The sequence below is a fragment of the Bradyrhizobium sp. KB893862 SZCCT0404 genome, assembly GCF_018130885.1.
GTDB classification, from domain to species: Bacteria; Pseudomonadota; Alphaproteobacteria; order Rhizobiales; family Xanthobacteraceae; genus Bradyrhizobium; species Bradyrhizobium stylosanthis.
Genome location: NZ_JAFCLT010000001.1, coordinates 1 through 19,716, shown reverse-complemented (window position 1 = coordinate 19,716; position 19,716 = coordinate 1). Strand labels below are relative to the sequence as shown.

Here is a 19,716-nt window from a genome sequence, read left to right as displayed (position 1 = left end):
GAGCGAAATGGCGGATCTCACTCAGGGGAGATCTTCCGATGCAGAACGCGCTTCTGATCGGCTTGTCACGGCAGATGACGTTGGAACGGCAGATGGATGTCGTCGCCAACAACGTCGCCAATGCCAACACCAACGGCTTCAAGGCCGACCATTCGCTGTTCGAGGAGTTCCTCAACTCGAACGCGCGTGAGGACAATTTCGTCGGCTCCGACCGCCGGGTCTCCTATGTGCAGGACCGCGGCACCTACCGCGACGTCGGCCAGGGCCCGATGGAGCCGACCAACAACCCGCTCGACATGGCGATCAGCGGCAATGCCTTCTTCGCCGTGCAGGCCGGCGGCGCCGAGCGCTACACCCGCGACGGCAAGTTCACGATGAACAACACCGGCCAGCTCGTCACCCCCGACGGCAACCTCGTGCTCGGCACCGGCGGCCCGATCACCTTCCAGCCGACCGATCACGACATCAACGTCGCCCCCGACGGCACCGTGACCGTGCTCGAGGGCACCGCCAAGACCGACTCGATCCGCGGCAAGATCAAGATGGTGACGTTCGACGATCCGGCCAAGCTGACCAAGCTCGGCGCCAACCTCTACACCGCGGGATCGGCGAACCAGCAGGCCGACACCAAGTCGACCGTGCAGCAGGGCTACATCGAGAAGTCGAACGTCAACTCGGTCGGTGAGATGACCCGCATGGTCGAAGTCATGCGCAGCTACACCGCCATCGCCAACCTGCTGCAGCAGCAGAGCGACATGCACAAATCGGCGATCGAGAAGCTCGCCGACGTGCCGGCCTGATTGAGGGAGAACTGACATGCAGGCGCTTCACACCGCAGCGACCGGAATGGCGGCACAGGAACTCAACGTTCAGGTGATCTCCAACAACATCGCGAACCTCCGCACCACCGGCTTCAAGAAGCAGACCGCGGCGTTCCAGGACCTGATCTACGAGCACGTCCGCCGCGTCGGCGCGCAGGCCTCGGACCAGGGCACCATCGTGCCCGTCGGCGTCGACATCGGCGGCGGCGTCAAGACCGTCGGCACGCCGCGCAGCATGACGCAGGGCACGCTGTCGCAGACCGGCAACGACCTCGACCTCGCGATGTCCGGCGAAGGCTTCTTCAAGATCCTGATGCCCGACGGCACCTACCAGTACACCCGCGACGGCACCTTCCAGATGGACAACCAGGGCCGTGTCGTCACCGCCCAGGGCAACCCGGTGCAGCCGACGATCACGATCCCGAACAACGCCTCGGGCCTCGCCGTCAACGAGCAGGGCCAGGTCTCGGTGACACTGCCGGGCTCGTCGAGCAACACCGTTCTCGGCCAGATCGGCGTGACCCGCTTCATCAACAAGGCGGGCCTGCAGCCGGTCGGCAGCAACCAGTTCACCGAAACGCCCTCTTCCGGTCCGCCGCAGGACGGCACGGCGAACTCCGAGGGCTACGGCAAGATCACCCAGGGCAGCCTCGAGCAGGCCAATGTCGACGTCGTCTCGGAGATGAGCGACCTGATCGCCGCCCAGCGCGCCTACGAGATGAACGCCAAGGTCATCAGCGCCGCCGACCAGATGATGCAATCGACCACGGCGCTGTTCCGCTGAATCAAGACTGAAGCAATGACGATGATCCGCACCACACTCGCCACGATCTCAGCTCTGCTGCTGCTGGCACTGCCGGCACGGGCCGCCGACGACGGCATCGCGGCGCCGACGCTGCGCGCCAACGTCACCGTGACCTCGGACGTGGTTCGGGTCGGCGATCTCATCGACAATGCCGGCTCGGCCGCGCTGATCCCGGTCTACCGCTCGCCCGATCTCGGCACCACCGGCGCGCTGCCGGTCGCCCAGGTCCTCGGCGTGCTGCGCGCCAAGCAGGTGATCGGCGTGATGACCGGCGACATCAGGGAAGTCCAGGTCACCCGCCTCGCCCGCACGCTCGCCAACAAGGACCTCGAGAATGCGGTGGCCTTCGCGCTCGAGCGCCGCTTCGGCCTCGGCGATGCCGCCAACATCACCGTCACCTTCGACCGCGGCGTCTCCGACATGCGGCTCGATGCCTCCAACACCGGCGCCCTGCTGCCGGTCGCTACCCGCTACGATGCACGCGGCGGCCGCTTCGACATCGCCTTCGAGATCGGCAACGACAACAACCCGACGCCGACCAAGCTGCGCCTCACCGGCACCGCGATCGAGACCGTGGAAGTCGCCGTGCTGACGCGCGACATCGACCGCGCCGACATGCTGAAGTCCTCGGACATCTCGCTGGAACGGCGGCCAAAGGCCGAAGTCACCGGCGAGCCCGCCTCGCGCGATCGCAGCGTCGGCATGCAGCTGCGCCGGCCGATGCGGGCGGGCACGCCGATCCGCGTCGCCGACATCGTCAAGCCCGACTTCGTGCAGCGCGACCAGGCCGTCACCATCATCTACCAGGTGCCCGGCCTCTACCTCACCACGCGCGGCAAGGCGGTCGAGAGCGGCGCCGAAGGCGACACCGTCTCGGTGCTGAACCTGCAATCCAAGCGCACGCTGAGCGGCGTCGTCACCGGCCGCGGCCAGATCACCGTGCAGGGTGCCAGCGCGTCCGTGCCGATGGCGCCGGCGGTCGAGCAGACCTCCTCGCTCAAGCGCGACGAAGCGCCCGCGCCGGTCGACACCGCAGCCATCGTCCGCAGCCTGGTCGTGCCCCCCGCCTCGCCCGCTCAAGTCGCCCAAGCCCAGATCCCGCAAGTTCGCGCCTCGCAAGCTCCAGCCAAGTCAGAGTAAGTCATGTCCTCGTTCAGTTCGGCTTCCCGTCTTCGTCGCATCGCGATCTCCGCCCTGCTGCTGGCCTCTTGCGCGCTGGGTGGCTGCTCCTCGATCGACCGCCTGTCGCAGATCGGCGAACAGCCGAAACTGTCCGCGATCGACAATCCGACGACGCAGCCCGGCTACAAGCCGGTGCAGATGCCGATGCCGAAGCCGGAAGTTGCCTCCTACAATCCGAACTCGCTGTGGCGCAGCGGCAGCCGCGCGTTCTTCAAGGACCAGCGCGCCCATCAGATCGGCGACCTCCTCACCGTGTCCGTGAACATCACCGACAAGGCCAACCTCTCCAACGAGACCCAGCGCAGCCGCACCAATTCGGAAGATTCCGGCATCACCGACTTCATCGGATCCAAGACCATCACCCAGGCCAACAAGATCCTGCCCGGCCGCATCCTGACCGCCGACTCCACCGCCTCCAGCGACGGCAAGGGCTCGGTCAACCGCACGGAAGCCTTGCAGACCAACGTCGCCGCGGTGGTCACCCAGGTGCTGCCGAACGGCAACCTCGTGGTCGAGGGCAAGCAGGAGATCCGCGTCAACTACGAGATCCGCGAGCTCGTGGTCGCCGGCATCGTCCGCCCCGAAGACATCCAGAGCGACAACACCATCGATTCCAGCAAGATCGCGCAGGCCCGCATCGCCTATGGCGGCCGTGGCCAGATCATGGACGTGCAGCAACCGCGCTACGGCCAGCAGGTCATGGACGTGCTGCTGCCCTTCTAACCTTCTCCCGAGCTCCCACATCGTGTTCGCGAACCTAGGCGCGAACGACGGTGTACTACGCGGCCCTCGCTAGCTCCCCTGGCGAGGGCCGCATGTATTCTGCCTGCGCCGCCGTGGCGGCGCAGGCTTCTTCTAGAGCAGCTCGATCCCGCGGGCTTGCGCCCACCGCTCTAGGATCTTGCACTCCTCGGGATGCGGCACACGGTTCGCGAACCCACGAACCTGGACCGCCCGGCTACGACGATCGAGTTCGATCGTCAGCAGCCGGTCCGGAGCACCCGCTGCGCGGCGGCGGAGCGACCAGATCGACGCATGCCCGGCAATGCACTTCGTCGCGTAGGTGGCGACGCAGTGGCGCATGCTCCGCGTCTCAGCCACGAGATCGGCCGCGGTCCGCAGTTGAACCACGACATACTCCCCGCGCTTGCCTCGAACCCTGGACGATGGACTCCATGACCAGTCCGCGATCGCCGCCCCCGGCCAGCTGTCATCGACGGGGGCCGCCGTCATGCCGCGCGCGCGGTTCCGCGCAGCCTCCGCGCGACGGCGCGCCGCCTCGATGCGAGCGATCGCTTCGAGATCGCGATGCCATTCGCGCATCAGCCGGCCGAGCGAGGCCAGCGAACGTCCCTTCAGGCTGAACTCCGGATCGCGCCGATGGCAAGCCTGGAGGTAATCGCGGAGATCGTCCATCTCCTCGACCGTAGCCGGATGCGCGCAGAAGAAGCGCACCACCTCGCGCCAGAAGCCATGTTCAGCGCGCGGCGTCTGCGTGATCCCAGTGCGTGCGATCTGCATCGCAACGATGGGATCGTTCGCGTAGGTTCGCGCAATCGCCTGCCAGATCGCAGCCTCGAAGCCGACCTTCCCCAGCGGATTGAGGAACGCATGGACCTCCTTGCGCGACAGCCACTCGCTCGCACCGGCGCCGTAGAGCGAACCGCCACCGGCCGCCACGATGTACCAGCGCTTGCGCAACACGATCTCGTGTATGCCCAGTCCCGCACTGTCGATCCAGATCTGCTCCAGATGCTCGGCGACGGGATAGCGCGCAAAGAGGTGGCGGGCAGCACCCAGGCGAAGACGCGCGGCATCGCGAGTCTTCAGCCGCGGCTTCCAGGCCTCGCCGTCGCGCACGACGTCAGCCTCGAAGCCACGCCTGGCCTCCTTGATCGCGGTCTCGAAATCCGGCGGAGGACGCGTCCGCTGCGACACGTGTCGCAGCGACAGCTCGTAGGCTTCAACCCGCGCGCGCGCGGCCTCCTGCCGGCGCTGAATCAATGAATGTGCCATTGTCGTTCAACATGATTGGATGACTGTCAGCCGGACGCACTGAGAGCGTCGGCACGGAACGTGTCGATCGCCACAAAGGACTCACGGCTGGTCTCCTCATTGTTGAACGTACAGGTTGAATGGGACGGGGCTCATAGACCCGATCCACGACGGGCGCAAGATGTCTCTGTCCGATGGCGACGGAAACAGCACATCACGAGAGAGGCTCGCGACATTTTGGCAACGCTGCGGCCGCATATCCCGTCATTGCGAGCGCAGCGAAGCAATCCAGACTGCCGCCGCGGAAAGATTCCGGATTGCTTCGCTGCGCTCGCAATGACGTGGACAAGGACATAGCATTCACCCCGCCCCCACTGTCATCGTCCGCGAAGGCGGACGATCCAGTACTCCGAGACGTCAGTGGTTAAATCGATACGGGCGGCGTACTGGATTCCCCGCCTTCGCGGGGAATGACAGCGGAGAATGCCGCAGCGTCCTCACTTGAACTCCGCTTCGACGACGCCGAGCCCGTCCAGCTCCATCCGCACCTTGTCGCCGGCCTTCAGCCACAGCGTCTTCACCAGGCTCCCGGTGAGAACGAGCTGTCCGGCATGCAGCCCCTTGCCGTCCGCGGCGAGATGGTTGGCGAGCCAGGCGAGTGCATTGTGGGGATGGCCGAGCACGTCGGCGCCGGTGCCGTGGCTGACTTCCTCGCCGTTGACGATGGCGCGGCCCTTCACCGCCTTCAAGTCCGGCACCGACGAGCGCGGCACGGACGGCCCCAGCACGCAGCCGGCGGCGAAGAAATCGTCGGCGATCAGGGTCGGGGCACCCATCGTCTCCCACTTCACGTAGCGGTCGTCGACGATCTCGATCGCCGGATGGTAGGACTCGACGGCCTCGCCGACCCATTCGGCGGTGAACGGCGCCTCGCCGGCGGCAAGGTCGCGCTTGAGCCGCACCGCGATCTCGCACTCGACGCCGACGCGGACATATTTGGAGGCTGCGAGCTTCGCACCGCTGTCGTGCACGCCCTTCTGGAACACGCCGCCGGCGCACGGATGCGGGATACCGATATACTCCTGCATCACCTGGCTGGTGCAGCCGATCTTGTAACCGACCAGCGGCCCGGCATGCGGCAGCATCAGGTCGTGCAGCGCGCGCTGGACCTGGTAGCCCTCGGCCTCGTCGGCCGGCGGAACCTCGAGGACGGCCAGCGGCGCATGGTTGCGTCGCGCCAGCGCGATCGCCTTTGCGGCTTCGAGAATTTTGTCCATCGGCGCCGCCTCCCACGCTACGCAATCGAGGACGCAGTTCAGCATCCCCGCCCCGGCCTGACAAGCGCGGGCGGCGGGCAGCCTTACCGCTTGACGAGACCAAGCCGGATCAGGCTCTCGGCGGTGGCGAGGATCGCTTCATCGTTGGAGCGGGGCTGCCAGCCGAGCAGCGACCGCGCCTTGGCGCTGGTGGAGTGCCTAACCCGTCCGAGCATCGGCACGACCGCGCGCAGCAGTGGAATCCGGTTCGCGGCCAGCCGCACCAGCCAGTCCGGGGCCTGGAGCCGCGGAACCCGGCGCGCGGCCGGCCCCAGTTCCCGCCGCAGCACCTTGCCGATGTCGAGAATCGACATCGTCTCGCCGGACACCGCGATGAAGCGCTCGCCCTTCGCCTCGGGCGCCGTCATCGCCCGCAAATGCAGGTCGGCGACATCGCGGACATCCACCACGCCGAAATAGACCCGCGGCACCGCCGGCATGGCGCCGTCCAGCAGCGATTTGACGATCTCGATCGAGCCGGAGAAGTCCGGCCCCAGCACGGGACCGAAAATGCCGGCGGGATTGACCACCGACAATTCGAGCCCGCCGCCCTCGCGCGCGACGAAATCCCAGGCCGCCCGCTCGGCCAGGGTCTTGGACTTGATGTAGGGCTGCACGTCGGTGCCTGTGAGATTGGTCCAGTCGGTCTCGTCGAACGGCTTTTCGCGCGGCGGGTGGCCGTAGCCGATCGCGCCCAGCGACGAGGTGATGACCACCCGCTTGACGCCGGCCTCGCGCGCGGCGCGCAGCACCCGCAGCGTGCCGTCGCGGGCCGGAATGATCATCTCGTTCTCATCCTTGGGAACACTGGTCGACAGCGGCGAGGCGACATGGAGAACGTAGTCGCAGCCCGTGACCGCCTCCTTCCAGCCGTCATCCCGGGTCAGGTCGGCGGTAAAGAAGGCCAGGCCCTCCGGCGCAGCCGCCCCGCCCTCGCGCAACATGGCCAGCACGTCGTCGCGCCGGTCCGGCCGCCGCACCGTCGTCCGCACCGTGTGGCCGGCGGCCAGAAGCTGCAGGATGACATGGATGCCGACGAAGCCCGACCCGCCGGTGACCAGCACAGTGCTCATTGCAAAATTCCCCTCGTTGCGCAGGTCCACGAATGAGTTCCGCCGCCCTGCTCAAGGCCGCATCTGGTCACTATCTCCCAGGGGACAAGTAGAATGGATTTCGAGACCGGTATGGAAAACCTGACCAGCCCCTGCGACGGCAACTGCGATTGCAGCCCCGACCCCGCCCTGCTCGCCGACTTCAAGCGCGCGATCCATGCGCTCGGCGGCAAGTGGAAACTGGAGATCCTGTTCGCGCTGATGAATGGGGCGGTCCGCTTCGGCGCGTTGCGGCGCGCGATCGGCGGCGTCACCCAGCACATGCTGACCACGCAACTGCGCGAGCTCGAGCAGGACGGGCTGGTGTCCCGAACCGCCTTTGCGGAGAAACCCCTAAGGGTCGAGTACGAGCTGACGGACGCGGCCTACGGCCTGTTGCCGGCGTTTAAGGAAATATTGAGCTGGTCGAGGCTTTATGGGGACGCGCGCCTCGCGGCGTCGCCAGAAGCCTGATTGCAGCGTTGCTTGATGCCGCTGGATCCGCCTCTCAGCATCCGAGTCGATCTCGTTGATGCGACTCGCAAAATCTTCCGCACCTGAAGTGAAGGCTGTTTCTCATCCGAACTCACGTGAGCTCGGAGGAGTCGAGTCTAGCCCATTGATCGCGATTCACTTTTCGCGATTGCGCCCGCGCATCGAGGCGCGCGGAGGCAGGCGACAGGCAAAATGCCGATCACGGCGCGGAACGGCGCCTTGGCGTCCAAAAACAAAGAGCCGCATCGCTGCGGCTCGGGCTCTATTCGTCGCGATAGACCTTCTCGCGTTTCTCGTGGCGCTCCTGCGCTTCCACCGAGAGCGTCGCGATGGGCCGGGCTTCGAGCCGCTTCAACGAGATCGGCTCGCCGGTGTCCTCGCAATACCCGTAGGTGTTGTCCTCGATACGCTGGAGCGCGGCGTCGATCTTGGCGATCAACTTGCGCTGGCGGTCGCGGGCGCGGAGTTCGATGGCGCGGTCGGTTTCGGACGATGCCCGATCGGCAAGATCGGGGTGGTTCACGTTCTCCTCCTGCAGGGCCTGCAGGGTGAGCTTGGACTCTTTGAGGATCTCATCCTTCCAGGCGAGGAGCTTCAAACGGAAGTACTCCTTCTGCCGGTCGTTCATGAAAGGCTCTTTTTCGGTCGGTCGGTAGTTTTTCAACTTTTCCAAGGGCGGCCTATCTGTCTAAGCAACGACTCGCAAACGGAACGGGGTCCGTTGAGCGGGGCGTTATATAGCGGCCTCCTGTGACAGACAATATTGTCCTCATCGCCCGGCTGCCCGCCCCAAGCCCTTGCACAGGAAGGTTTATCCTGGAGGACCCGGGGCGCGGCCGAAGGCCTAGTATCCGACCGTGAAACGCCGCTTTTGATGGGCCGGCCGCTCGATCTCGTCGGCGAGCGCGATGGCGTAGTCGGCGAAGCTGATCCAGCTCTTGCCGTTCGCATCTGCGAGAAGCTGATCGGTCCCGAGCCGGAACTTGCCGGTGCGTTCCCCCTCGATGAACAGCGCCGAGGGCGAGATGAAGGTCCAGTTCAGCTCCTTTTCCTGCCGCAGCAGATCCAGGAAGGCACCGCCCGCCTCCGCCTCGGCCTTGTACTGGGCCGGGAAATTGGGAGTCGTGACCAGTTTCACGCCCGGGGCGACTTCGAGGCTGCCGGCGCCGCCGACCACGAGGTAACGGCCCACCCCGGACGCCTTGGCGGCGCCGATCAGCTTCTGCGGGTCGCTGGCCAGGAAGTGCACGGAACTCACGGCGACGTCGTGGCCGGCCCACAGCCTGGTCAAGCCCGCCTGGTCGAGCACGTCGCCCTTGGTCGGCGTGACGTTCGGCAGGGCCGCGATCTTCTCCGGGTTCCGGGCAATGGCGGTGACCACGTGACCCCGGCGAGACAGCTCCTTGGTGATCTCCGACCCGGCCCGGCCCGAGGCGCCGGCAACTGCGATTTTCATTGGAAGGTTCCTTTGCTTGAGTAGTAACTAACAGTTACTAGATATCGCAAAGAATGCTGGTGTTAAGAGAGCACTTTGTGCTTACCTGATTACGCTGGAGTAACCGGCAGAGCGAAACCGGCGCGCAGGCGCCGGAATGGATCGAGGACCCCGACATGAAGCCCGACGTCTATGCAGCGAATTGCCCTACGCGCCAGATCCTCGACCGCGTCGGCGACAAATGGGCGGTGCTGATCCTCTTGCTGCTGCGTGAAGAGCCGATGCGCTTCAATCAGTTGCGCCGCACGATTGAAGGCATTTCGCAGAAGATGCTGAGCCAGGTTCTCAAGTCACTCGAACGCGACGGCCTGATCCGCCGCCGCGCCATCGCAACCGTTCCCGTGACGGTGGAATATTCGATCACGCAGCTCGGCGTGACGCTCGCGGCAGCGGTCGATCCGCTGCGCGATTGGGCCGAGGAAAACCTGAAAGACGTGCTCGCCGCCCAGCGCCGCTACGACGCGCAGCTGAAGGAAGAGGCGGCGTAGGGGGCGTGCGAAGAAAGTTCACAATAGCCCCGTCATCCTGAGGTGCGAGCAGCGCGGTGCGCAGCACCGTGCTGAGAGCCTCGAAGGATGTACGGCCGAGATGTTGCAGCGGGGGCCGTCGCCCTTCGAGGCTAGCCGAAGTGGCGAGCACCTCAGGGTGACGGATAACTAAGGCGCGGATAACGACTAGGCCTGCCCGGCCTTCGCCAGCTCGACCTCGACGCGCAACTCGATCTCCGAGAGCACGGAGTCGAGGCCAGGATCGCCCGAGGACGATTTCAAATTCGCCGCGGCATCGCGCAGCCGCAACACGGTCGATGTGTCGAGATTGCCGGACAACAGGCCCATCTTGAGTTCGTCGAGCACGTCGAGCGCAGTCTTGCCGCGGGCGACCGAGCGCTTGCGGCGCTCGACCGGATCTTCCTCGACACCCTGCAATGCGAGCAGCGCGTCGATGTTGGCGGCGGCCTTCGGTGCGGCGGCGCTTCGCGTCTCCTGCGCCGAGGAGGTGTCGGGCAGCACGAAGGTGCCGGAGCCGGTTCGCCGGGCCTGGCTGGCGGGCGTCCCAAGCGTGGTGCCGTTCGGTCCGTAGATGCGCATCGGAAGGAATCCGGGTGATCGATGCGCCACATTCGCCGTTTTATGGTTAACGAGCCGTAAACAGCCCGGCAAAATCTGCCGACAGGCGGCAGTTTCGCTCCTCACGGACAATGCCCGCTAACGCCGGTCAAAACAGATTTATTCAACCTATTCAACCGCGTAAGCCCCCTGCCCCGCGTTGGCACAGCCCTCGCAAGGAAAGCGCCGGACCAGCTCGACATGGGAGTGTGGGGTTTGGTCCGAGATTTAAGGAGCCTCGGGGAGCAGAGGATGCCAGGCGTTCGTTGGGTGAGGATTGTTGGGGTGGCCTGCGCTGCGCTGTCTGCGCTGGCGCTGTCCGTGACGTCGGCGGCCGCGACCTCGCGCATCAAGGACCTCGCCAATATCGAAGGCGTGCGGCAGAACCAGCTCATCGGCTACGGCCTCGTCGTCGGCCTCAACGGCACCGGCGACACGCTCAACAACATCCCCTTCACCAAGCAGTCGCTGCAGGCGATGCTCGAGCGCATGGGCGTCAACATCCGCGGCGCGACCATCCGTACCGGCAACGTCGCGGCCGTGATGGTAACAGGCAATCTGCCGGCCTTCGCCACCCAGGGCACGCGGATGGACGTCACCGTCTCCGCACTCGGCGATGCCAAGAACCTGCAGGGCGGCACGCTGCTCGTCACCCCCCTCCTCGGCGCCGACGGCAATGTCTACGCGGTGGCGCAGGGCTCGCTCGCGATCTCGGGCTTCCAGGCCGAGGGCGAGGCCGCCAAGATCGTGCGCGGCGTGCCGACCGTGGGGCGCATCGCCAACGGCGCCATCATCGAGCGCGAGATCGAGTTCGCGCTCAATCGCCTGCCGAACGTCCGCCTGGCGCTGCGCAACGCCGACTTCACCACCGCCAAGCGCATCGCGGCGGCGGTCAACGACTATCTCGGCGTCAAGACGGCCGAGCCGATCGATCCCTCGACGGTGCAGTTGTCGGTCCCGCCGGAGTTCAAGGGCAACGTCGTTGCCTTCCTCACCGAGATCGAGCAGCTCCAGGTCGACCCCGATCTCGCCGCCAAGATCATCATCGACGAACGCAGCGGCATCATCGTGATGGGCCGCGACGTCCGCGTCGCCACCGTTGCTGTCGCCCAGGGCAATCTCACCGTCACGATCTCCGAGAGCCCGCAGGTGAGCCAGCCCAACCCGCTGTCCCGCGGCCGCACCGTGGTGGCGCCGCGCAGCAGCGTCAGCGTCACCGAGGACGGCAGGAAGCTGGCGCTGGTCAAGGACGGCGTCTCGCTGCAGCAGCTCGTCGACGGCCTCAACGGCCTCGGCATCGGTCCCCGCGACATGATCAGCATCCTGCAGGCGATCAAGGCCGCCGGCGCGATCGAAGCCGACATCGAGGTGATGTGATGCAGACGAGCACGATCAACACCCCGCACCTCACGACCTACTCCCCGGCCTTCTCCGTCGAGAGCCGCAACGGCCGGCCCGACTTCGAGCTCGCCGCCGCCCTGCAGAAGGTCGCGCCGCAGCAGCAGGCGAAGGCGCAGAAGACCGCCACCGACTTCGAGGCGATGTTCCTCAACAGCATGTTCTCGCAGATGACGTCGGGCCTGAAGGGCGATGGCCCGTTCGGCAGCACGCCCGGTACCGGCGTGTGGCGCTCGATGCTGACCGAGCAATATTCCAAGAACTTCGCCAATGCCGGCGGCGTCGGCGTTGCGCGCGACGTCTACCGTACCCTGATCATCCAGCAGGCGAAAACCACTCTTCGTACGGCATAAGGTCCAACGAGATGAACCAGTTCAACGCCTCACGTCAGCCGATGCAAGCGCAGCGCCCGGGCACCGCGCCCGGCAGCGCCGAAGCACGCAAGCTCGCCGAAGATCTGATGGATGCGATGAACGCCCTGCTCGCCCTGATCGAACGCGAGACCGAGCTCGTGCGCGCCGGCAAGGTCCGCGAAGCGATGACGCTGGAGAGCAAGAAGCAGGAGCTGTCGCGCAACTATGTCGGCGCGGTCAGCCAGCTCAAGGCGAACCAGACCCAGCTCGCGAAGTCCGCGCCGGAGCTGCTCTCGACGCTGCATCGCCACCATGATGCGTTCCGCGCGATGCTCCAGGTCAATCTCACCGTGCTTGCGACCGCGCACGCGGTCTCCGAAAGCGTGGTGCGCGGCGTCAATGCCGAGATCCAGAAGCGCAACGTGCCGAACACCTACACCGCCGCGGGACGTCGCGCCGCTCCGGGCCCACGCCACATCACGCCGCTCGCGGTCAGCCGCTCGCTCTGAGCCCGCGCGAAAACCAGCTACAATTTTAGAAAAAACCGCGCGGCGTTGTCGCCGTGCGGTTAGGCACGTTTACTTACCGGGTCTTCAGGCCTGGTGTTCCATGGTTGCGTATTGAGAGGGGTTGGGATTTGACTCACGTGAGGCAACCAGGAGGCTGCCATGAGTACAGATTTCAGCATCAGGCCGGTGGGGATACCGGCCCCCGTACAGATCGTAACGACGTCGAATTCGGCGGCGAACGATGCCGTGCAAACCGATTTGCCCGTGAGCCAGACGGTCGCCGCGAGCGATGCCAGCGCGCCTGTCCGCAATGATTTGCCGAACAAGAACGAAAACATCTCGCGGCAGGTCGTGTTCGACCAGGCAGCCGCATCCTTCGTCTTCCAGGTCGTCAACGACAAGACCGATGCGGTGGTCAACCAGTTCCCCGACGAAGCGATGCTGCGCCGGCGGGCCTATTTCCATGCGGAAGACATGAAGTCGAAGCCCTCGCGTCCGCTCAATACGGACCTCAGCGCCTGACGATCGGCCATGATGCGTGACGACGGCGCTGGACGCGCCGGCGCTCACTCACAGCGATGCTGCGCGCGAAATTCCCGATGCTGGATGAGTTTGCCGTCGACGGGGCGCTGACGATGCGGGCCATGACGGGCCGCATCACGGACGGCCGGACAGACCCGCGGCGATGTTGCGGTTGATCTCGATCAGCGGACGGAAGTGATCGAACTGCGGGCTCATCTGCAGCGCCGCGGTCTGGCTCAGGACGAAAACGCTGATGTTGGCGATCTTCTGCCGGACGTCGATCGGCTGCGGATTGCTGTCGCGCATGGCTTCGCTCAGGAAGATCGTCCAGAGCTTGCGGTTGAACATCAAAGCCTGCGTGGTCTGCTCGCTGAACGGATCGGCACTGTTGATCGCGTCCTGGAGCTTGTTGGCGGCCTTGAGCAGGGTCTGCGCCTCGATGTCGCGAGGAGATGCGGTGGTTGTTGCAACACGCGCATAAGCCGAGGCAGCGGAATTCGACATCAATCACACCCTGGAAGTTTACCTAGCCCGTTGAACGCGCTTAAGGATTTCTTTCCCAACCCTAGGCAGCACCGCTTAAGATTTGCTTACGTGTGTGCTTGGAAGCACCCCGGATTATTACGGGTCGCGGGGTTTCTTCGTCAGCACAAACGCTAGATGCACGCACGCACGATGTAAACTCGCTTCGCGTGATGCGCGTCGATCTCAGCTAATCTTGTCTTAGCGATCTCCCTCAAAAGAACGGCGGAGCTTTAGCCCCGCCGCGCTATCTGCTTCAAAGATCCTGCGCTGCGAACTAGCGGAGCAGCTGCAGCACGCTCTGCTGCGACTGGTTCGCCAGCGACAGTGCGGACACCGCGATCGACTGGCGGGTCGACAGCGCCTGGCTGTTGGCCGCTTCCTCGTTGGTGTCGGCGAGCGTCAGGTTGGACGAGCCGGTCTGCAGCACGTTGATCAGGTTCTTGGAGAAGTCTTGACGCACCTGCACGATCGAGAGGTTCGAACCGAGCGAGGAGCCTTCCGAGCGCAGCGTGCTCGAGGCGGCATTCAGGCTGGCCAGCACCTTGTTGGTGGCGCCGTTGTCGATGAAGTCGACGCCGTTGACGAGGTTACTGAGGCCGAGGCCGGCCGCGTTGAACACCACGCCGTTGATGCTGAGCGTCGAGCTGCCGGTCTCGTTGAAAACGAGCTTGAGCGTATCGCCGTTGAGCAGGTTGACGCCGTTGAAGGAGGAGTCCTGCGAGGTCGTGTCGATCTGCTGGAGGATGTTGTTGAACTGGTTGACCAGGTTCGAGCGCGCGGTCTGCGCGACGGGATCCTGGACCGGCGGCTGCGCCGTGGTGAAGGCCAGCACACCGGTGATGGTGCCGCCGACCGTGCCGCCGGCGGTGGTCGAACCGAGCGTCGAGGAGGCGTATTCGTTGACGGTGGTCACCGTCAGCACGCCGTTGGCGTCGATCGTCGCGGTCAGGTGGTTGGCCTGAAGCTGCGCGTTGAGCTGGTCGAGCGTCTTGACGGTGCCGTTGGTGCCGTCGCCGAAGGTGACGTTGACGGGCGTGCCGCCGTTGAAGGAGGTGAAGGTCAGCGTCTTGCCGCTGATGCCGCCGACGCCCGAGGTGCGCGCCGCGGTGAAGGCGGTCGCCGTGCCCGTGTTGCCGCTGAGGCCGAAGGCGCTGAGCGCGTTGCCGGTGCCGGTGATCGAGAGGTCGGCGTTGACGCCGGTCGAGAGCGAGAGCTGGCCGCTGGAGTTCACCGACGACGGGATCTGGCCCGGCGTGGTCGTGATGTTCGCCGCGCCGTTGAAGATGCTGGCGGTCTTGACGCCGGTGGCAAGGTCGATCGAGTTCAGGAGGTCGGTCAGCGTCGCGCTCTGGATGTAGACGGTCGAGTTGCCGTTGCCGTCGGTGACGACGTTGCCGCTGACGCCAAAGCCGTTGGCCACGCTCGCCGCCGATTGCGGCGTCTGGGCGTTCTTGAACGTGATGGTGTGGCCGTCGATGTTGAGCGTCGAGCCGTCCTGCACCAGCGAGCCGAGCGAGCCGGCGGTGGTCGACCGGTTGGCGGTGACGGTGGCGTTGCCGGCGCCGGTCGCCGAGGTCAGGCCGAGCGCCTTGAGGAAGTCGGCCTTGCCCGTCACGCTCAGATCGGCACCAGTCGAGCTCTTCAGCGTCACCGCGCCCGCCGTGGCGGAAGATGCCACCTGAAGCGTGCCGACAGGACCGGCCGAGCCGCTGACGGCGATGGTCGCCGCGCTCGCGCTGATCGTCGCGGTCTTGACACCGCTGGCGAGGTCGATCGCGGTAAGAACGTCGTTGACGGTCGCGCCGGGCGCGGTCGGCGTGCCCTCATAGACGATCGAATTGCCGTTGCCGTCGGTGGCGATGTGCCCGCTGGCATCGAGACCCCAGCCAGTCGGCTGGGTGGTCGGAGCGATGCCGGTGCGGAAGGTGATGGTCTTGCCGTTCACCGTGATGGTGTCACCGTCCGCAGGCGGCGTACCGAAGGTGGTGGAGGCCGTGGTGCCGAGCAGCGTGGCGGTGCCGGACAGTGCGGTGGTGCCGTCGGCGGCGACCGCTCCGGTTCCGGCGAAGGTGCCGGCGCTCGAGCCCAGCGACGCGCCGAGCGCGGCGGTGCCCGTCACCGGGGTCACGCCACCGGGTGCGCCGGTGTAGAGCACGTTGCTCTTGGCGGTCGCGCTGGCATAGGAGGTCGTGCCGCGCAAATCGGCGGGCGTCGCGCCGGGAATCGTGGTGGAGACGTTCGACTTGGTGGAGTAGCCGACCGTGGTCTGCAGCGCCTGGTTGGCGATCGATTTCGCGCTGTCGATCAGCTTCTGCAGCGAGGTGATGCCGGTATTGGCTGCCTGCAGCACCTGGACACCGTTGTTGATGCCGTCCAGGAGGTTGCTGATGTCGCTCGCCCGGTTGTCCAGCCCCTGCGCCGTGAAGAAGTTGGTGGGATTGTCGAGCGCCGTGTTGACCTTCTTGCCGGTCGACAGCCGTTCCTGCGTCGTGGCCAGCAAGTCGGCCGTCGACTGCAGCGACAACAGGTTCTGGCGAACTGACGCCGAGAGAACGATGTTGGACATTGGCGAGACTTCCTCTTGAACCGGATACGAATCGGCCGCGCGGTCTGGAGAGCGGGCTTTCGTCCAGTTTTAGGAGGTGTCCTTTAAAGTATGGTTAACGGCGGTTTAAGGGATACGGTTAATGGCCGGTGAACGCCCCTGCCCGCCTCCGGACGCAAAAAAGAGCGGCGGGGCAAATCGCCCCGCCGCCCGATTTTCTCTAGTAATTTCAGTTGCTTATTAGCGGAGCAGCTGGAGCACGCTCTGCTGCGAGGTGTTGGCCAGCGACAGCGCGGAGACCGCGATGGACTGGCGGGTCGAGAGCGCCTGGCTGTTGGCGGCTTCGACGTTGGTGTCGGCCAGGGTCAGGTTGGACGAGCCGGTCTGCAGCACGTTGATCAGGTTCTTGTTGAAGTCCTGACGGATCTGCACCACCGAGAGGTTCGAGCCGAGGCTCGAGGCCTCCGAGCGCAGCGTGCTCGAGGCGGCGTTCAGGTTGGTCAGCACCCGGTTGGCGGCGGCGTTGTCGATGAAGTCGACGCCGACGGTCAGCGAGGCGAGGCCCAGACCCTTCGAGTTGTAGGTCACGCCGGTGATGTTCAGGCTCGACTTGCCGGTCTCGTCGAACACCAGCTTGAGCTGGTCGCCGTTGAGCAGGTTGACGCCGTTGAACGAGGAGTCCTGCGAGGTCGTGTCGATCTGGTTCAGGATGTTGTTGTACTGGGACACCAGGTTCGCACGCGCCGTCTGGGCAACGCCATCCTGGACGGGGTTGGAAGCCGTCGAGAAGGTCAGCGCCGAAGTGAGCGTGCCGCCGATCACGCCGCCCGCCGCAATCGAGCCGAGCGTCGAGGATGCGTAGTCGTTGGACGCGGTGATGGTCAGCAGGCCGTTGGCGTCGATCGTCGCAGCAAGGTTGTTGGCCTGGAGCTTGGTGTTGAGCTGATCGAGCGTCTTGACCGTGCCGTTGGTGCCGTCGCCGAAGGTGACGTTGACCGCCGTGCCGCCGTTGAAGGAGGAGAAGGTCAAGGTCTTGCCGGCGATGCCGCCGACGCCGGAGGTCCGTGATGCGGCAAACGCGGTCGCGGTCCCGGTGTTACCGGCGAGACCGAACACGTTGAGTGCGTTGCCGGTGCCCGTGATCGACAGATCGGCATTGATGCCGGTCGAGATCTTGAGCTGACCCGACGTATTGATGGTCGAGTTCGACTGGCCGGTCGCGGTCGCCAGCGTCGCGGTGCCGTTGGCGTTGATCGTCGCGGTCTGCACGCCGGTGGCAAGGTCGATCGCCTTCAGCACGTCGTTGACCGTGCCGGACTGCAGGTAGACCGTCGAGTTGCCGTTACCGTCGGTGACGACTGCGCCGCTCGAACCATATCCGCTCGGAACGGCCGGCGCACCGGTCGAGCCCGGGGTCGGCGCGTTCTTGAAGGTGATGACGTGGCCGTCGACATTCAACGTCGAACCGTCCGTGATCGTCGCCCCCAGCGAGGCCGCGCTCGTGGTCCGGGGGACATTGATGGTCGCATTGCCCGCACCGGAAGACGTCGTCAGGCCGAGTGCATTGAGCAGGTCCGCCTTGCCGGTGACGCTCAGATCCGCACCGGTCGAGCTTTGCAGGGTCACCTTGCCGGTACCGGCAATGCTCGACGGCGTCTGGTTGACGCTGTTGGTGATCGTCGCAGCACCTGCGGTGATGGACGCCGTATCCACGCCGCTGGCCAGATCGATCGCGGTCAAGAGATCGTCGGCGGTCGCAAGCGTCGACGCCGTGCCGGTGCTGCCCAGATAGACGGTGGTGTTGCCGCTACCGTCGGTGACGAGGTGGCCGTTGGCGCTCAGGCCCGAACCGGCCGGAAGCGCGGTCGTGGCCGGCGCGAGGCCGGCGCGGAACGTGATGGTCTTGCCGTTCACGGTCAGCGTGTCGCCGTCGGCGGGCTGGGCGACGCCGGCAAGGCCGCTGGCGCTCGTGCCGTTGGTGGCGATCAGGGTGATGGTGCCGCCGAGGAGCGTGGTGCCGCCCGCGCCGGTCGTTGCCGCCGTGCCCGTGAAGGCACCGATGGTGGCGCCGAGCGTCGTGGTGCCGTTCGCCGCCGTGGTGCCGCCGGCCGTGCCGTTATAGAGCACGTTGCTGCTTGCGGTTGCGCTGGCGAAGCTCGTGGTGCCGCGCAGATCGGCCGCCGTCGCACCCGCGATGGTGGTGGAGACGTTGGACTTGGTGGAGTAACCGACGGTGGTCTGCAGCGCCTGGTTGGCGATCGACTTCGCGGAGTCGATCAGCTTCTGCAGCGAGGTCAGGCCGGTATTGGCAGCCTGCAGCACCTGCACGCCGTTGGCGATGCCATCGAGCAGGTTGTTGATGTCGCTGGCGCGGTTGTCGAGCGACTGGGCGGTGAAGAAGTTGGTGGGATTGTCCAGGGCCGAATTGACGCTCTTGCCGGTCGACAGACGGTTCTGTGTGGTGGCGAGAAGATCGGCGGTGGACTGGAGAGAGAGCAGGTTCTGACGAACCGACGCAGAGAGAACAATACCGGACATGACTCTTACCCTTCTGGCTTACGCGTCTTCGTTCGATCGCTTCTGGATCGAGTGACGCCCTGAGGGTGCGCTGACATGGCTAACAAAGCGTGAAGCGAACATCGCCCCTATAAGCGCCGGTTCACCATAAACCATTGCGACGCGCTGGCCGGCGACCCAATCAGTCTGAAATCGTTGGCGATTCTTCCCGCTTACTCTCCATTAACCATAACCGCTGGTTACTTTTTCGATCGCTCCCCGCGTCCTCCGTCTCCGATGCCGCCGTAAAAAGAAAGCGGCGGGGCCGAAGCCCCGCCGCCGGATCTTGCTTGCGATGTCGTCCGCGACTTAGCGGAGCAGCTGCAGCACGCTCTGCTGCGACTGGTTGGCCAGCGACAGCGCGGAGACCGCGATCGACTGACGGGTCGACAGCGCCTGGCTGTTCGCCGCTTCGACGTTGGTGTCGGCCAGCGTCAGGTTGGACGAACCGGTCTGCAGCACGTTGATCAGGTTCTTGTTGAAGTCCTGACGAACCTGCACAATCGTCAGGTTCGAGCCGAGGCTCGAAGCTTCCGAGCGCAGCGTGCTCGAGGCCGAGTTGAGGTTGGTCAGCACCTTGTTGGTGGCGGCGTTGTCGATGAAGTCGACACCACCGGTCAGCGCAGCGAGGCCCAGACCCTTGGAGTTGTAGGTCACACCGGTGATGCTGAGGTTCGACTTGCCGGTCTCGTCGAACACCAGCTTGAGCTGGTCGCCGTTCAAGAGGTTGACGCCGTTGAACGAGGAGTCCTGCGCAGTCGAGTCGATCTGCTGGAGGATGTTGTTGTACTGGTTGACCAGATTGGCACGCGAGGTCTGGGCAACCGAGTCCTGGACGGGGCTGGAAGCCGTCGAGAACGTCAGCGACGTGGTCAGCGTACCGCCGATCGAACCACCTGCGGTGCTCGAGCCGATGGTCGAGGATGCGTAGTCGTTGGTGGTCGAAACGGTCAGCAGGCCGTTGGCGTCGATCGTCGCAGTCAGGTTGTTGGCCTGGAGCTG

At 65.3% G+C, this 19,716-nt stretch carries 20 protein-coding genes; 10 read left to right on the top strand and 10 right to left on the bottom strand.

Annotated elements, in window-relative coordinates:
- The first annotated feature begins 38 nt into the window (after nucleotides 1-38).
- The 4 genes from flgF to flgH are packed head-to-tail and all read left to right on the top strand — an operon-like array spanning nucleotide 39 to nucleotide 3,531.
- Nucleotides 39-800: a flagellar basal-body rod protein FlgF gene (gene flgF, locus JQ617_RS00100; RefSeq protein ID WP_212023539.1), complete on the top strand. Its 762-nt coding sequence runs from the start codon at nucleotides 39-41 to the stop codon at nucleotides 798-800.
- A gap of 16 nt (nucleotides 801-816) precedes the next feature.
- Nucleotides 817-1,605 carry a flagellar basal-body rod protein FlgG gene (flgG, locus tag JQ617_RS00095; protein WP_212023538.1) on the top strand — a complete coding sequence of 263 codons (789 nt, stop codon included), beginning with the start codon at nucleotides 817-819 and terminating at the stop codon, nucleotides 1,603-1,605.
- 21 nt (nucleotides 1,606-1,626) lie between these two features.
- The gene (gene flgA / locus JQ617_RS00090; RefSeq protein ID WP_212025923.1) at nucleotides 1,627-2,766 is read left to right on the top strand and encodes a flagellar basal body P-ring formation chaperone FlgA; all 1,140 of its coding nucleotides are present in this window, start codon (nucleotides 1,627-1,629) and stop codon (nucleotides 2,764-2,766) included.
- A 3-nt stretch (nucleotides 2,767-2,769) separates the two neighbouring features.
- Entirely contained in the window at nucleotides 2,770-3,531 is a 762-nt protein-coding gene (gene flgH, locus JQ617_RS00085; protein ID WP_212023537.1) for a flagellar basal body L-ring protein FlgH, read from the top strand.
- Between the two features lie 132 nt (nucleotides 3,532-3,663).
- On the opposite strand, the gene JQ617_RS00080 is transcribed toward flgH, so the two are convergent.
- The 3 genes from JQ617_RS00080 to JQ617_RS00070 form a co-directional block, all read right to left on the bottom strand.
- Nucleotides 3,664-4,824 (bottom strand): PcfJ domain-containing protein, encoded by a 1,161-nt coding sequence (locus JQ617_RS00080; RefSeq protein WP_212023536.1) that lies wholly within the window; start codon nucleotides 4,822-4,824, stop codon nucleotides 3,664-3,666.
- 476 nt (nucleotides 4,825-5,300) lie between these two features.
- The gene (locus JQ617_RS00075) at nucleotides 5,301-6,080 is read right to left on the bottom strand and encodes a 2-keto-4-pentenoate hydratase (protein ID WP_212023535.1); all 780 of its coding nucleotides are present in this window, start codon (nucleotides 6,078-6,080) and stop codon (nucleotides 5,301-5,303) included.
- 83 nt (nucleotides 6,081-6,163) lie between these two features.
- A complete protein-coding gene (locus JQ617_RS00070; protein ID WP_212023534.1) occupies nucleotides 6,164-7,192 on the bottom strand; it encodes an SDR family oxidoreductase in 1,029 nt (342 codons plus the stop codon).
- A 93-nt stretch (nucleotides 7,193-7,285) separates the two neighbouring features.
- On the opposite strand from JQ617_RS00070, the gene JQ617_RS00065 reads away from it, so the two are divergent.
- Nucleotides 7,286-7,684 (top strand): winged helix-turn-helix transcriptional regulator, encoded by a 399-nt coding sequence (locus tag JQ617_RS00065; protein WP_212023533.1) that lies wholly within the window; start codon nucleotides 7,286-7,288, stop codon nucleotides 7,682-7,684.
- Between the two features lie 283 nt (nucleotides 7,685-7,967).
- Here JQ617_RS00065 and dksA read toward each other — a convergent pair whose 3' ends face one another.
- The gene (gene dksA / locus JQ617_RS00060; protein WP_008554760.1) at nucleotides 7,968-8,333 is read right to left on the bottom strand and encodes an RNA polymerase-binding protein DksA; all 366 of its coding nucleotides are present in this window, start codon (nucleotides 8,331-8,333) and stop codon (nucleotides 7,968-7,970) included.
- A 216-nt stretch (nucleotides 8,334-8,549) separates the two neighbouring features.
- Nucleotides 8,550-9,161 (bottom strand): NAD(P)-dependent oxidoreductase, encoded by a 612-nt coding sequence (locus JQ617_RS00055; RefSeq protein WP_212023532.1) that lies wholly within the window; start codon nucleotides 9,159-9,161, stop codon nucleotides 8,550-8,552.
- Between the two features lie 155 nt (nucleotides 9,162-9,316).
- On the opposite strand from JQ617_RS00055, the gene JQ617_RS00050 reads away from it, so the two are divergent.
- The gene (locus JQ617_RS00050; protein ID WP_063682351.1) at nucleotides 9,317-9,688 is read left to right on the top strand and encodes a winged helix-turn-helix transcriptional regulator; all 372 of its coding nucleotides are present in this window, start codon (nucleotides 9,317-9,319) and stop codon (nucleotides 9,686-9,688) included.
- Between the two features lie 186 nt (nucleotides 9,689-9,874).
- Here JQ617_RS00050 and JQ617_RS00045 read toward each other — a convergent pair whose 3' ends face one another.
- Complete coding sequence (locus tag JQ617_RS00045) at nucleotides 9,875-10,288, bottom strand: flagellar assembly protein FliX (RefSeq protein ID WP_063682350.1); 414 nt, start codon at nucleotides 10,286-10,288, stop codon at nucleotides 9,875-9,877.
- A 270-nt stretch (nucleotides 10,289-10,558) separates the two neighbouring features.
- Between JQ617_RS00045 and JQ617_RS00040 the strand changes: the two genes are divergently transcribed.
- The 4 genes from JQ617_RS00040 to JQ617_RS00025 all read left to right on the top strand — a co-directional run bounded on the left by JQ617_RS00040 (nucleotide 10,559) and on the right by JQ617_RS00025 (nucleotide 13,088).
- Nucleotides 10,559-11,683, top strand: coding sequence for a flagellar basal body P-ring protein FlgI (locus JQ617_RS00040; protein ID WP_063682349.1), 1,125 nt, complete (start codon nucleotides 10,559-10,561; stop codon nucleotides 11,681-11,683).
- Nucleotides 11,683-12,057: a flagellar assembly peptidoglycan hydrolase FlgJ gene (gene flgJ / locus JQ617_RS00035; protein WP_063682348.1), complete on the top strand. Its 375-nt coding sequence runs from the start codon at nucleotides 11,683-11,685 to the stop codon at nucleotides 12,055-12,057. The genes JQ617_RS00040 and flgJ overlap by 1 nt, the downstream gene beginning before the upstream one ends.
- A gap of 11 nt (nucleotides 12,058-12,068) precedes the next feature.
- Nucleotides 12,069-12,566, top strand: a complete 498-nt coding sequence (locus JQ617_RS00030; protein ID WP_212023531.1) for a hypothetical protein — start codon at nucleotides 12,069-12,071, stop codon at nucleotides 12,564-12,566.
- Nucleotides 12,567-12,725: 159 nt separating this feature from the next.
- On the top strand, nucleotides 12,726-13,088 hold the full coding sequence (locus JQ617_RS00025; protein WP_063682346.1) for a hypothetical protein: 363 nt from the start codon (nucleotides 12,726-12,728) through the stop codon (nucleotides 13,086-13,088).
- Nucleotides 13,089-13,223: 135 nt separating this feature from the next.
- Here the strand turns inward: JQ617_RS00025 and flaF are convergent, their stop codons facing one another.
- The 4 genes from flaF to JQ617_RS00005 form a co-directional block, all read right to left on the bottom strand.
- Nucleotides 13,224-13,592 (bottom strand): flagellar biosynthesis regulator FlaF, encoded by a 369-nt coding sequence (gene flaF / locus JQ617_RS00020; protein ID WP_063682345.1) that lies wholly within the window; start codon nucleotides 13,590-13,592, stop codon nucleotides 13,224-13,226.
- 295 nt (nucleotides 13,593-13,887) lie between these two features.
- The gene (locus tag JQ617_RS00015; RefSeq protein ID WP_212023530.1) at nucleotides 13,888-16,179 is read right to left on the bottom strand and encodes a DUF1522 domain-containing protein; all 2,292 of its coding nucleotides are present in this window, start codon (nucleotides 16,177-16,179) and stop codon (nucleotides 13,888-13,890) included.
- Nucleotides 16,180-16,398: 219 nt separating this feature from the next.
- Nucleotides 16,399-18,696 (bottom strand): DUF1522 domain-containing protein, encoded by a 2,298-nt coding sequence (locus tag JQ617_RS00010; protein WP_212023529.1) that lies wholly within the window; start codon nucleotides 18,694-18,696, stop codon nucleotides 16,399-16,401.
- A gap of 327 nt (nucleotides 18,697-19,023) precedes the next feature.
- A partial coding sequence (locus JQ617_RS00005) for a flagellin (protein WP_283842026.1) occupies nucleotides 19,024-19,716 on the bottom strand: 693 nt, incomplete at its 5' end.

What these genes read in the sequence shown, in the direction of transcription:
- JQ617_RS00040 (WP_063682349.1), top strand. Translation starts at nt 10,559, where the DNA reads ATGCCAGGCGTTCGTTGGGTGAGGATTGTTGGGGTGGCCTGCGCTGCG.
- JQ617_RS00025 (WP_063682346.1), top strand. Translation starts at nt 12,726, where the DNA reads ATGAGTACAGATTTCAGCATCAGGCCGGTGGGGATACCGGCCCCCGTA.
- JQ617_RS00065 (WP_212023533.1), top strand. Translation starts at nt 7,286, where the DNA reads ATGGATTTCGAGACCGGTATGGAAAACCTGACCAGCCCCTGCGACGGC.
- JQ617_RS00010 (WP_212023529.1), bottom strand. Translation starts at nt 18,696, where the DNA reads ATGTCCGGTATTGTTCTCTCTGCGTCGGTTCGTCAGAACCTGCTCTCT.
- JQ617_RS00050 (WP_063682351.1), top strand. Translation starts at nt 9,317, where the DNA reads ATGAAGCCCGACGTCTATGCAGCGAATTGCCCTACGCGCCAGATCCTC.
- JQ617_RS00075 (WP_212023535.1), bottom strand. Translation starts at nt 6,080, where the DNA reads ATGGACAAAATTCTCGAAGCCGCAAAGGCGATCGCGCTGGCGCGACGC.
- flgF (WP_212023539.1), top strand. Translation starts at nt 39, where the DNA reads ATGCAGAACGCGCTTCTGATCGGCTTGTCACGGCAGATGACGTTGGAA.
- JQ617_RS00070 (WP_212023534.1), bottom strand. Translation starts at nt 7,192, where the DNA reads ATGAGCACTGTGCTGGTCACCGGCGGGTCGGGCTTCGTCGGCATCCAT.
- flgH (WP_212023537.1), top strand. Translation starts at nt 2,770, where the DNA reads ATGTCCTCGTTCAGTTCGGCTTCCCGTCTTCGTCGCATCGCGATCTCC.
- flaF (WP_063682345.1), bottom strand. Translation starts at nt 13,592, where the DNA reads ATGTCGAATTCCGCTGCCTCGGCTTATGCGCGTGTTGCAACAACCACC.
- flgJ (WP_063682348.1), top strand. Translation starts at nt 11,683, where the DNA reads ATGCAGACGAGCACGATCAACACCCCGCACCTCACGACCTACTCCCCG.
- JQ617_RS00080 (WP_212023536.1), bottom strand. Translation starts at nt 4,824, where the DNA reads ATGGCACATTCATTGATTCAGCGCCGGCAGGAGGCCGCGCGCGCGCGG.
- JQ617_RS00030 (WP_212023531.1), top strand. Translation starts at nt 12,069, where the DNA reads ATGAACCAGTTCAACGCCTCACGTCAGCCGATGCAAGCGCAGCGCCCG.
- JQ617_RS00055 (WP_212023532.1), bottom strand. Translation starts at nt 9,161, where the DNA reads ATGAAAATCGCAGTTGCCGGCGCCTCGGGCCGGGCCGGGTCGGAGATC.
- flgG (WP_212023538.1), top strand. Translation starts at nt 817, where the DNA reads ATGCAGGCGCTTCACACCGCAGCGACCGGAATGGCGGCACAGGAACTC.
- JQ617_RS00015 (WP_212023530.1), bottom strand. Translation starts at nt 16,179, where the DNA reads ATGTCCAACATCGTTCTCTCGGCGTCAGTTCGCCAGAACCTGTTGTCG.
- JQ617_RS00045 (WP_063682350.1), bottom strand. Translation starts at nt 10,288, where the DNA reads ATGCGCATCTACGGACCGAACGGCACCACGCTTGGGACGCCCGCCAGC.
- dksA (WP_008554760.1), bottom strand. Translation starts at nt 8,333, where the DNA reads ATGAACGACCGGCAGAAGGAGTACTTCCGTTTGAAGCTCCTCGCCTGG.
- flgA (WP_212025923.1), top strand. Translation starts at nt 1,627, where the DNA reads ATGATCCGCACCACACTCGCCACGATCTCAGCTCTGCTGCTGCTGGCA.